The sequence below is a fragment of the Legionella norrlandica genome, from assembly GCF_000770585.1.
GTDB classification, from domain to species: Bacteria; Pseudomonadota; Gammaproteobacteria; order Legionellales; family Legionellaceae; genus Legionella; species Legionella norrlandica.
The window spans coordinates 1-12,559 of the sequence record NZ_JNCF01000077.1; the positions used below are offsets into that span (position 1 = coordinate 1).

The following is a 12,559-nucleotide window of genomic DNA, read 5'->3' on the forward strand; positions in this document are numbered from 1 at the left end:
GGGGCATTTGAACTTAAGGTTACGGTCGTGGTATCAATAACAGGTATTACTCTTATACTAAGTATTGCAGTACTTATATCATTCCCGTCACTTACCGTATAAGTAATTAATGGGACATCACCATTATAATTAGGCTCGGGTATAAACGTGTAAGCTCCATCAGAGTTTATTGTTAATTCACCAATACCGGTTATTATTGCCTTTTCTCCAGGATTATAAGTTCTTAAAGCTCCATTTATATTTACTATAAATTGAGTAACAGCTAATGAAGCTCTATCATTATCCACATCTGAATCGTTTGTTAAAACATTACCTGAAAGTGGTATATCTTCGTTAGTTGCTTGTATATCATCTCTTGCTGTTGGAGCATCATTCGTACCTTTAATTGTGACATCAATTTTATAGGTTGATCCATCTGCAGTAGCGGCTTCAAAACTTCTAAGGAAGGTCTCATTTGCTTTGAGTTTATCTACCTCACTATTATCATGTAATGCATATGACCAATTTCCATTTTTATCGATTTTAAATGTTCCTAAATTACCACTTACTGTTTTTTCAATAAATTCTGACGTGCTTGTTAATTTGCCACTTGTTTGTGGGACACCAGGATTACTGCTACCTGGTTCAATTACAGTTCCTTGAGCAATACCACTTATAGATTCTGCTAATCGAACATTGGGTTTATCGATCTCAGAGACTTCAGTTTCTGGAACAAACCAATACAATTGTTGGCTCTCAGTAGTACTGATTAAATTAATAGGATGGGTTTCAAAACCAGAAGATACGTTTCCAGAAAGATACCTGGGATCGAGAATAAATGTTTCTCCACCTGAACCTAAAACTGCTTGGCCAGCGGCAGGTGCTCCCAGCACATCGAGTATTAAAGAAGGGTCTAAACCTTTTGCTAAGGCTTCTTTGACAAGCTCTTCATTAATGTCTTCCAGGCCGCCTTTCAAAATCGGTGATACGCCATCTAATTTGATCGGCTTACCCAATGCAAGCGCTTCTGGAAATCCTTTAATAAATTGAATATAAGCTTCACCACTTAACAAAGTAAGTATATCCCCTTCCTGTAATTGGGCGCCTGCTTTTACTAATTTTGCTTCTCCCTGTGCATTTACCTTTTCCAACAATCCATTGACGGCCCTGACTATACCGATAATAGATTCTATTAACATGTCCCATCCTTAAAAGTGACTCTTATTCATATTAATGATAGTTCAGGGATTAGGCTATTGGGGGGGGTTAAATGTAACAGAATCGTAAATATTTGGATCAAATTGATTTAATTATCCCTTTCTTATGCCTTGTTTTTATAGGTTTTTTCATTTTAACAGTTTTGACATGTTTGATCTGACCACTCCGTAATAACCGCACCTCAAATTATAGTTGAAGTTGAAAATTACTTCAGAGTCAGAGGTATTTTGAACTAGAGCTAAATTTATCTCTTTGTATACTGGGCTATCAAAAATAGGCATTAAACGTTATAGTTGTATAATACAAATTATATAAATCATCCATGAACTGGAAAGATAAAATAAAAGAGCAACTCTACATTTGCAATCGTTTTGCTCGATTTGTTATCCATCATTTTATTCAAGACAATTGCGCTTACATTGCCTCTGCATTGGCGTTCACCAGCTTACTTGCAGTTGTGCCATTGATGTCAGTTAGCTTGGCAATATTTTCTTCATTTCCAGTATTCAAAGGTTTAGCAGACCTGTGCAAAATTTTATTTTTGAGAATTTTGTACCTACTACCGGTAAAGTGATACAAATTTATTTGCAACAATTTACTTCTCAAGTATCGAAACTCTCTATCTGGGGTGTCCTTTTTTTAATTTTTACCGCACTTCTGGTCATGTTTACTATTGAGAAAGCCATGAATAAAATCTGGAGAGTCAATTCATCTCGGCATGGCATCTCTGCTTTTTTACTCTATTGGGCAATCATCTCTTTAGCCCCGGTTTTATTGGGTTTGAGTCTGGCAGCGAGCTCCTACTTATTTTCAATCCCTTTTTTGGCAGATCATCAAACTCCCTATGCCATTCTTAACTATTCGCCATTTTTTCTTTCCCTGATTGGGTTTACTTTTTTATATGTAGTAGTACCTAATTGCCCCGTTAAGATCCGTCATGCCTTTTGGGGAGGCTTGTTTGCTGCAATCCTGTTCGAATCAGCAAAGCAGGCGTTTGCTTATTATCTGATTCGCTATAATACCTATGAACTGTTATACGGTGCATTTGCCATAGTGCCTATCTTTTTCATCTGGGTTTATTGGGTATGGATTATTACCTTATTGGGTGCTGAAATCAGTTATGCTCTTTCCGTGCATCATCAACGCCGCAGTGGTCAATCTCTTGATGGTTTCTCTCATGCCTTGCTCTGGTTACATCAATTATGGTTAGCACAACGGAATGGAAAAGGTTTAAGTTTTAATGAGCTAATCGATGCAAGCAAACAACCCTTTGCTGTGGATGCCGATGAAATGATCAATGCTCTAATCTATTATGAACTGATCCATGCCACCGCAGATGGCCATTATATGCTAACTCGTGACCTGAGCCATATCACTCTTTATGATTTGACTCAATTACTACCTTATCGCTTACCTACTCATCTGGAGTTGCAATATTCTAAAGCGTCATTAGCTGAACAATGGAGAGCTGCCTTTAAAAAGCATAATGAAGACTTGCAAAAAACGCTGGATATTAATTTGGAAGAATTGTTTAAAGAAACCAGTGCTGGTTAATGACTCACTACGCGAGATATTTTTATACCCCCTCTCCCCCACGCTACGCGCGGTGGAGAGGGAGCTGAGGGGATTGTCTCTTAATAAGTTCGCCTAATGAGTGATCGATTTTAGAAATAAAAAAGCCAAATGACTTTGAATCTACAAGGTAATCAGGATTTTCTCATTTATTGTGGTGAGGTATTCGCAGTACTCTGGATCCTGCTGGCAAGCAGCGAAACGTCGAAGTGTAGAGCTGAACTGGGTTTCCATTGTGTAGAAGATTCAGGAACAAACTGAGGCCGTAGGCTGTTTAACAAGTTCGTCAAAGCAACTCTTGCCCTCTCCTACTTTTCAGGAGAAGGCAATTATGGGTAATCATCATCAAGAGTAGCTTATTAAATCTCAGATGTATCCGTATTTTAAAATTACAAAATATAACGTGCCAAATCCTCATCCATGAGCAATTGGCCTAGATTTTTTTCTACATAGACCTTATCCACATGGACAGCTTCACCTGATTTATCGGTTGCCTCAAAAGAAACTACTTCTAATAATCGCTCCATAACCGTATATAAGCGTCGAGCTCCTATGTTTTCCATTCGCTCATTCACCTGCCAAGCTACTTCTGCAATACGCCTAATACCAGTTTCATCAAAGGTCAGCGTTAATCCTTCTGTTTCCATCAAAGCAGAATATTGTAAAGTCAAAGAAGCCGTTGGCTCAGTCAAGATTCTTACAAAATCTTCCACTGACAAAGCAGATAATTCCACACGGATTGGTAAACGACCTTGCAATTCAGCAATTAAATCAGAAGGTTTTGCAACATGAAAAGCACCGGAGGCTATGAAAAGAATATGATCAGATTTAACCATACCGTATTTGGTCGATACAGTTGTTCCTTCAACCAAAGGCAATAAATCCCGTTGCACGCCTTCGCGAGAAACGTCTCCTCCACCACTCTCGTTGCGCTTGGCAATTTTGTCCAATTCATCAATGAAGACAATTCCATTTTGCTCTACGCTTTCGATAGCTTTTATCTTGATGTCTTCTTCATTGATCAATTTTGCGGCTTCTTCTTCTCGTAATATTTTCATTGCTTTGGCAACAGTCATTTTGCGAGTTTTTGTTCTATAACTACCAACTTGCTGAAACATCGATTGTAATTGACTGGTCATTTCTTCCATTCCAGGTGGAGCCATGATTTCAATCCCAACTGGGGTGGCTGCAATTTCAATTTCTATCTCATTGTCATTAAGAGAACCCTCGCGCAGTTGCTTACGAAATACCTGCCTAGCCGTGCTCTCTTTTTCATTTGGTGTTAATACGCCTCTGGCTGGTGGAAGTAAAACATCTAGTACTCGCTCTTCTGCTGCATCTTCTGCCAAATGCTCCACTTTTTTCATAGCAAATTCGCGCTCTTGCTTGACTGCAATATCTGTTAAATCACGAATAATAGAATCCACATCGCGGCCGACATAACCTACTTCTGTAAATTTAGTTGCTTCTACTTTAATGAATGGAGCTCTGGCTAATTTGGCCAAACGTCGAGCAATCTCGGTTTTACCAACGCCAGTAGGACCTATCATTAAAATATTCTTAGGCATGATTTCACTGCGCAACACGGGATCTTTAATTTTCATGCGGCGCCAGCGATTACGTAATGCAATAGCTACAGCACGTTTTGCATCATCTTGACCAATAATATGCTTATCTAATTCTTGAACAATCTCACGAGGGGTCATTACCATGTCATCTGTTTTCATTGTTTAATTCTTCTATGGTTAAATGGTTATTAGTATAAATACAAATGTCGCCAGCGATTGTTAACGCCTTCTGGACTATCTCTTTAGCAGATAATTTTGTATTTTCCATAAGTGCTCGGGCTGCTGCTTGAGCAAAGGGGCCACCGGAACCGATGGCAATTAAGCTTTCTTCTGGTTCAATAACGTCACCATTTCCTGTGATAATTAACGAAGCTTTACTATCAGCAACAGCAAGAACCGCTTCTAATCGTCGAAGGATTCGATCGGTGCGCCAATCTTTAGCTAACTCAACAGCCGATCTAATCAAATGACCTTGATGCATTTCCAATTTTGCTTCAAATCGTTCAAATAGAGTAAACGCATCTGCTGTACCACCCGCAAAGCCGGCAATCACTTTATCTTTATATAATCTGCGAACTTTACGAGCATTACCTTTCATCACCGTATTGCCTAGGGTAACCTGCCCATCACCACCTATCACGACCTGATCACCACGTCGAACCGAAAGTATTGTTGTCCCGTGAAATTGTTCCAAAATAAAATCCTCAAATCACATTGAAACTGTGTAAATGGGGATGATAAATAAAAAATCAATGGGGATTAGGTAAAAAATGAGTACTCTTGAGCGTTAATTCTATTTCACATCCCGCTCCCTCACGGTCGCAGCTCAGATTATTATCAAAACCGAACCGAGACCGTGAGGGAGCGGATATCAATTTACTTAACTATTATTTATACAAATGAAACCCCATGAGACAACGGAGCAGGTAGTTGCAAATGCTCCGCGATACTTTGCCCTATATCTGCGAAGCAATCTCGGCGTCCAATAAATTTGCTATTGAATCGGGGGCCAAAAGCCAGCACTGGAATGTGTTCGCGTGTATGATCGGAGCCTGGAAAAGTTGGATCACATCCATGATCAGCTGCTATCACTACCATATCGTTTGGCTGTAAGAGAGCGTCCAATTCAGGAAGGCGAGCATCAAATTCTTCTAATGCTTGCGCATAACCAGCTACATTACGTCTATGCCCATAAGAAGAATCAAAATCAACAAAATTTGTAAATATCAAACTTCCATCAGGGGCCGCTTTCATTGTTGATAAAGTAGCATCAAATAAAGCCATATTTCCGTCTGCTTTAATAGTTTGAGTGAGTCCTTGATGTGCGAAAATATCTGCAATTTTTCCAATTGCAATCACTTCCCGACCAGATTCCTTAAGAAAATCAAGTAACGTTTTTTCTGGAGGTGGTGTGGCGTAATCTTTTCTATTGCCCGTTCTTCTAAACGAGCCAGTATGACCTACAAACGGACGGGCAATTACTCGACCAATTTGGTACTTATCTACCAAATTTCGAGCAATTTTGCATATTTCATACAAACGATTCAAACCGAAAACTTCTTCATGAGCTGCGATTTGAAATACGCTATCAGCGGAGGTATATACTATGGGTTTCCCAGTACGAATATGTTCCTCACCCAATTCCTCTATGATGACAGTTCCTGAAGCGTGTTTTTCTCCTAAAACTCCTGGTAAATCACATTGTTTAATGAATTCTGAAATGAGTTCCGGGGGAAAGCAGTAAGGTTTGTCTGGGAAATAACCCCATTCAAAGGTAACTGGAACTCCAGCCATTTCCCAATGACCACTGGGGGTATCCTTACCTAAACTTTGCTCCACAGCATAGCCATAATATCCAGAAGGCATGGCTAAAGTGGACAAATCGATAAAAGATAAACCTGAACTTGCTAAAGCAGCATGGTACAGTCCACGCTTCGCAAGGTTGGGAAGCATTAAAGGACCTTGACGAACGCCACTCACATCGCATTCACCTCGCTCACAGGTTTCATAAATATGAACTAATGTGTTAGCTCCCGCATCCCCATAGCGTTCAGCATCAAGGCTAGCCCCTATGCCAAAGGAATCCATTACTAATATGCAAACTCTTCCAATCACGCGTTGTACTCTATTTGTTGGCAACGGGTTTCTTTTAATCCGAACAGCAAAAGAAACGCTATTAATAACCCTGCAGGTAAAATAATTGCTGCGTGCTGATAAGCTTCTAATAAATACACAGGCACACCATTAATCAAACGAACACCACCATAGTTTGTCAATAAAGCACTAAATAGATTTTGATAAATAAGATATCCACCCTGAGTTAATATAGAAACCACACTTACAGCGGTCGCAGTCATCATTGGTGGGCTACTTTCCGCAACTAGAGCATAGCTTATTACTTGAGCTGAAGTAAATAATCCTAATAAGAAAAACAAGACGGACATCATTGTGATAGAAACAGGCAGATAAAGTACACCTAACAAAGTAAGTAACGAGGCGAGAACACCTCCTTTCATAGGCAGTACACGCAATCCTGACTTATCGGATATCCACCCCATTAAAGGCGAACCTACAATAGCACCGAAAAATAACATACCATTGATCATTGCCGCCTGATCAGGGCTAATACCTAATCTCTGTTCCAGATATAAAGTTCCCATCATGGCGCCAAAAACTGCAATGGCCATATTCATTAAGCTCGTGTATAAAGCAGCTCGCAAATTTTGGGAATTTAAATAAGCTTTTTTAGCCGCCACAAATACATCAATAGGTTTCCCTTCTTTCTTTACTGCAATTGGTGGTCTTTCTTTAATCCCAAAAAGCATGAAAACCAACATTATCAAACCCAGGATACCTACATCCTGAACTGCTTGACGCCAGCCAACAGATAAAACCAATTTAGTCAAAGGGTATTGCGCCAACATACCGCCTGTCATTGCAATCGTAACAATAACACCTGTCACTAAAGCCATACGCTTTGGAGGAAACCAATGAGACGCCAACCGAACTGGACCCAAAAAGCAAAATGCACTTCCTATCCCAGTAATAAACCTGCAAAACAAGGCCATATAAAAAGAATCAGAAGAAGATAAAATAAAAGTACTCATCACGCAGAGGAACATGGCAATTAAGATCGTATTTTTAATTGAGAACCTATCTAAAACCATGCCCGCAATAAATAAAAAAATAACATTCGCCAGATAATAGATACTGGATAAGTAGGCCATTCTATCAGCCTCAATGTGAAAATCCTGCATAATATTAGCGGCTATAGAGGCAAACATGTTCCCTTGAATAAACTCATAAAAGAAAAACATGGTGGCTGCAAAACATACCACCCACGGCATTAATGAAGTCCTAACATCATATCCCTTCAACTCATCCACTACCTGCATTATTTCTCCTCTATTTTATCGTTTGCAATAGGTCTCACGAGCCATTAATACGGCAATTAATGCGGCGATCGCGGCAACAGGAAACATCCACATAGCAAATTGAAAATCCGCAACAACGTATTCAGTCACATGGGTACCAGCATGATGCGTCATGAGCCAACCAAATAATACTTGGGCCACTCCACCACCCCCCATAATAATGACTGAAGCAATTCCAGTCGCAGCGCCAGTATTTTCTGACTGATTACTTTCTGCAACCAATGGATAAGAAATAACTTGAGTGCTAGTGAATAACCCTAGAGCAAAGAAAATGATACTTAGAGTCGTCTGAGTAAGGACCACGTTCATAAAGAGAGGAATTATAGTAATTAAAGTAGCTATCGCACCAAAAATCATTAAAGGTTTACGCCGTCCCTGAGTATCCGATAACCAACCTACTAACGGGCAACCAACAATACTCCCCATGAAAATCAGGCTGACCACATTGCTTGCTGCAATATCGGGTAAATGGTGAGCAACTTTTAGATAACTGGCCCCCCATAGTGCACACAAAACCATAATGGGTAAATTCAAAAGAGACGTATATAAACCAGCCAACCAATTTTGAGAATTGGATAACGCTTTTATAAAACTGGCCAATACCGGTCCTTGATTTGTTAACTTGTGTATTGTGGAATCTTTGGGTTTATCTTGCACAGTGAAATAAATCCAGAGTAATAAAATAGCTCCAACTGCTCCATCAATTAGTAGAGCACGTCGCCAACCAAACATATCATTTAAATAAGCAAACGGAGTATGCGCCATCATACCACCTATAAAAGCCATGGTGACTAATGAGCCAATTACAAGCGCTTGTCTTCGTGGAGGAAACCAATGAGACACTAAAACAACACAGGATAAGAAACAAAAAGCATTACCTATTCCTGAGAGAAAATGAAAAAACGATGCGAGAAAAAATGAACCTGCCATTGCAAAACCTACTGTTCCAATAACGCAAACAAGCATGGCGGTCAGAATGACTTTACGGGTTGAAAATCTATCCAGAATAAGGCCGGCAGGTAAAAGAAAAAGGATATCAGCCCATAGATAAGTACTAGACATCCAGCTTAACTGGGTAGCATCTATATTAAAATCCACCCGAAGTGACTGATTAATGACATCAAAAATATTGAGTTGAAAAAATTCATATAAAAAGAAGAAACCCGCAGAAAGGCAAACAATCCAAGCCATAAAATCACCACGAGGAACAAAAGTTCTCGATTCTACTGCGACAGAATGTGACACTTTCTCTCCTTTAATAAAGGCTTAAAAAATTGCGGCAAATTATAACAAAATTCAAAGAGCATTGGTATCTTTATTGAACAATTTATTTCGCGGGAATACCGCCCTTGCTTCATCTTTTATATTATATAATGCGACCGGCAAGTGGCTATGTAAGGTTCATTAAGGCCGTTAAAAGTTATTCACCTTCGACCACAGCCTCTCCATTTGAAAAACTATAATCAACAAGCCAACACTGGACTGTGAAGCAATAACATAGTCTTTGAATGAACCCGAAAGGTTTTCACTGGTGTGAATTTTTCAAACAAGTTCTTGGGTATTTGCCCTGTCTCATTGCTATCAATAACCAAATAATTTTCCAAATGATTAGAAAGTAATTGACATAATCCCTCTATATTTTTAACAGATTTTACTTTCCCTTTAGAGTAAAACTCAGCGGAGAAGTCAGTTTTATAATCCCAATAAATAAGGTTACTCCCAGAAGCCGGATGCTGTTTAAACCAAGTACTGATGATCGGTTTTTGAGTATTAGGAACAATTTCTGGCTTTACCTTGAGGATAAAAGCCCCTGCTAAAAACAAAACTCCACATAATAATGAAGATATTAATACCCAATTCAGATTATCCAATTTCTCATTAGAACGATGCCAAATTTCTGAAAAAAGCAAGGCAAAAGCCGGTAAAGCAGGAAATACATAGGGGTATATAATATTGCTGGCGAAAGTAAAGAAAAACAGAGGAACTATCGCCCATAGAAGCAAATAACTTAGCCACCCGTCTTCATCTTGGCATAAAGCTGGTAGCCTCTTCCCATGTTTAAGAAACCATCGACCTGCGACGATATTCCATGGAAAAACACCCGCTATTGCATATAACCATATCATCCCTTTCGGTGCATGATGCGCTATTCCATATTTGTCACCAGTCCATCCCGGCGTTAGGAATCGTTGCAAATGTTCTCCAAGAATAAAATAATTTAAAAATCCCGGCGTCCTTATTTCAGCCAAAATATACCAAGGCGCTGCTATTGCCAAAACCAGTATTGTCCCTTTAATCCAGGGCAACCTTCGCCATAAATTAGCCCACTCGTTACGTAATAAAACCCAAAAAAATACAGTCATTCCTACGAACATAACCGCAATAGGTCCTTTCGCTAATAGCCCTAATCCTAATCCTATAAAAAATATATAAGACCAGAGTTTATTGTCATAAACCATGGCGTGCCAAAAAGACACGCTGGCCAGAGTAGTACAAAAAATTAATGCAGGATCTGTCATTACCGTACCGGCATCAATAAAGAAATAAAGCGTTCCAGCAAGTACTAATAAGGAGAAAAGAGCTACCATTGAGCCGCTGTGTTTTTTTGCTAATCCCCAAACCAACCATAAAATACCGATAGATAATAAAAGCCCTGGCAATCTTGCCGCAAATTCATTCACCCCTAAAAGATGCATAAAAAAAGCAGACAACCAGGTGGATAATGGAGGTTTAGCCCAAAATGGAATACCATAATCCTGCTGCAATGTCACCCAATTGCCTGTTTCCAGCATTTTACGTGCGATTTCACCATAGCGAGCTTCTGTCGTATCAAACAAGGGGATGAAATAATTTGCAATTAATCGGCATATTAGTAAAAAAATTAATACCAACGAAGCATAAGTAAAAAATTGTTGCTGAACTTGCTTATCTGCTTTAAAACTCAAAATATACCTCTATTTTTACTCGCAACTTAAATCCGGCTACAACCAAAACACTTATTATATATTTTTAAATTGTATAATGAAAATACATGACGTCAGCTTAAGTTTAGTTTACACTGGCCAATGTAAGTATTTCTTACGTTAATCTTGTTTGGATTTTTGGAGACTAACATGACGTTTGTTTTAAGGGAATTTGAAGATTTAAAAAAACATTTTAATGACACCGTTGACATCATTCTTCAACGTGAAGATAAAAAGAAAATTGAAGAGCTTCCTAGTCCCAGGAAAGAGGAGATTCAATTTCTACAATCTGTTCTAACAAAACTGGAAGATCGATTGTCTCAACATCAACCCCAACCAAAATCACTAAAACCTTATGCAACAGTGTTTTATGGGGCCATGTTACTGATATGTCGAGATATTGAGAACAAACTCGGCTATATGGAAAGAAAAGAAAACAGCTTATTGTATACTCGATTAATGGATGGAATGGGAATTACTGATTCAAATCTCCCTTTACCCAACCAATACATCATTTTCTATAAAGAGCTAAACAAACTCTTAAGCTTCATTTACGTTGATAACGACTCTCGTAAAGGACTAAAACAAGAACATTTCTTACAAAAACTTTCATTAAAAGAATTATCTGATTTTGTTAAATTAAGTTTCCTACAGGAAGAAAGAGCAGAAAAAAATGCTCTGGCCAAATTAACTGCCGATGGAAAAAGCAAAATAGATGCCAATACCTTCCAAGTAGTAAAAACAATTGATGCCTCGATTTTAGAGCCATTCAAATCCTGGCCAGAAATGAAGGAAGCTCTCCATAAGTTAATTCTTGAAGAATTTTCAGATAAAAATGTTGCTAATTTTTCTAAGTTAGAGAAAAAAAACCAAGACCGAGCCGCACAATTGCAATTTTTACACACCCTTGCAGAGCAACTCGATAATATTCCCGAACAAAACCTTGCATCACTTGAGAAAATAGCTATTCTTGCTGGTGCGATGTACATTGTTCGCGGCCAAATAGCAATCGAATACAGCAAAGCCCCTCTAAGTAATAATGAACTTAGCGGCTCCATTATACATACTGGTTTAACAAAAATACTTCATGCCAATGCGGAAAGTTATGAAGATATCGAAGTATTTATTACTGCTGCCAATAGGTTCATTCGTCACATGACAATTGAGCGTCCAGAGAGCTCTAATAGAAGTATCACTAAAGAAGCCATTAGGGAAAAACACCTGTTTTCAGAAATTACAGGCTTCAATTTGAGTTCCGTTTTGCCATTAATACAAGAAATGATCAAAACTTGTCGTAGTGAAGCACTGGATGCATGTGTAATAAAACGTCATGAAGAACTTGAGGCTCTAAAACCTAAATCTCAAAAATCTTCTATTACTGGTACTATATCGGGATATGTTGGAAATTGGTGGGGTAGTAAAAAGCCAACGTCAGCTACTTCTGAGCATGAAGAAGACGAAGAAGCTCAAAAGTCTTCAGTTCCATCTGTATAAGCTATTTTGAGTTGTTAGATTTCATTAAGCAACAGTACTGTTGCTTAATGCCTATATTCTGTCATTTCCATGCCGGCGGCAATCTATCCTTTAAACAAGGTGATGTGCCAATTTATACAATGGATTTCCGTCGGCATAGAAATGACTCTTTTCATTCATATAATTCTCAAATAATATGCAAAGTATGATTTTGTACTCTATAAATTCTTAGAAAATAAGATAATCATCGTAATTTTTGTTACAATAATGGCGATATTTTTTTCAATTGACTTAACAAATACTAAATTTCTAATGAAAATCAAGCTGGTTACACAATATTTATTATTTTTTT

At 38.5% G+C, this 12,559-nt stretch carries 8 protein-coding genes and 1 pseudogene; 2 read left to right on the forward strand and 7 right to left on the reverse strand.

Features of this window, described 5'->3' with window-relative positions:
- Window positions 1-1,178 (reverse strand): VCBS domain-containing protein (locus OK13_RS12365; RefSeq protein WP_035891238.1); only part of this gene is annotated, 1,178 nt, incomplete at its 3' end.
- A gap of 341 nt (window positions 1,179-1,519) precedes the next feature.
- Between OK13_RS12365 and OK13_RS12370 the strand changes: the two are divergent.
- Window positions 1,520-2,751: pseudogene (locus OK13_RS12370) on the forward strand (YihY family inner membrane protein).
- A 407-nt stretch (window positions 2,752-3,158) separates the two neighbouring features.
- On the opposite strand, the gene hslU reads toward OK13_RS12370, so the two are convergent.
- From hslU to OK13_RS12400, 6 genes are all read right to left on the reverse strand, one after another.
- Window positions 3,159-4,481 carry an ATP-dependent protease ATPase subunit HslU gene (hslU, locus tag OK13_RS12375; RefSeq protein WP_173402504.1) on the reverse strand — a complete coding sequence of 441 codons (1,323 nt, stop codon included), beginning with the start codon at window positions 4,479-4,481 and terminating at the stop codon, window positions 3,159-3,161.
- A gap of 1 nt (window position 4,482) precedes the next feature.
- Window positions 4,483-5,031: an ATP-dependent protease subunit HslV gene (hslV, locus tag OK13_RS12380; RefSeq protein WP_035891239.1), complete on the reverse strand. Its 549-nt coding sequence runs from the start codon at window positions 5,029-5,031 to the stop codon at window positions 4,483-4,485.
- 197 nt (window positions 5,032-5,228) lie between these two features.
- Window positions 5,229-6,452 (reverse strand): phosphopentomutase, encoded by a 1,224-nt coding sequence (locus OK13_RS12385; RefSeq protein ID WP_035891240.1) that lies wholly within the window; start codon window positions 6,450-6,452, stop codon window positions 5,229-5,231.
- A complete protein-coding gene (locus tag OK13_RS12390; protein ID WP_035891244.1) occupies window positions 6,449-7,732 on the reverse strand; it encodes an MFS transporter in 1,284 nt (427 codons plus the stop codon). The genes OK13_RS12385 and OK13_RS12390 overlap by 4 nt, the downstream gene beginning before the upstream one ends.
- Window positions 7,733-7,747: 15 nt before the next feature.
- Entirely contained in the window at window positions 7,748-9,016 is a 1,269-nt protein-coding gene (locus OK13_RS12395) for an MFS transporter (RefSeq protein ID WP_035891245.1), read from the reverse strand.
- A 218-nt stretch (window positions 9,017-9,234) separates the two neighbouring features.
- On the reverse strand, window positions 9,235-10,716 hold the full coding sequence (locus OK13_RS12400; protein WP_035891247.1) for an ArnT family glycosyltransferase: 1,482 nt from the start codon (window positions 10,714-10,716) through the stop codon (window positions 9,235-9,237).
- Between the two features lie 168 nt (window positions 10,717-10,884).
- On the opposite strand from OK13_RS12400, the gene OK13_RS12405 reads away from it, so the two are divergent.
- Complete coding sequence (locus tag OK13_RS12405; RefSeq protein ID WP_035891249.1) at window positions 10,885-12,228, forward strand: type IV secretion protein Dot; 1,344 nt, start codon at window positions 10,885-10,887, stop codon at window positions 12,226-12,228.
- Window positions 12,229-12,559: the final 331 nt, after the last annotated feature.

Coding starts and splice junctions, on each gene's coding strand:
- hslU (WP_173402504.1), bottom strand. CDS start 4,481: ATGGTAATGACCCCTCGTGAGATTGTTCAAGAATTAGATAAGCATATT.
- OK13_RS12390 (WP_035891244.1), bottom strand. CDS start 7,732: ATGCAGGTAGTGGATGAGTTGAAGGGATATGATGTTAGGACTTCATTA.
- OK13_RS12405 (WP_035891249.1), top strand. CDS start 10,885: ATGACGTTTGTTTTAAGGGAATTTGAAGATTTAAAAAAACATTTTAAT.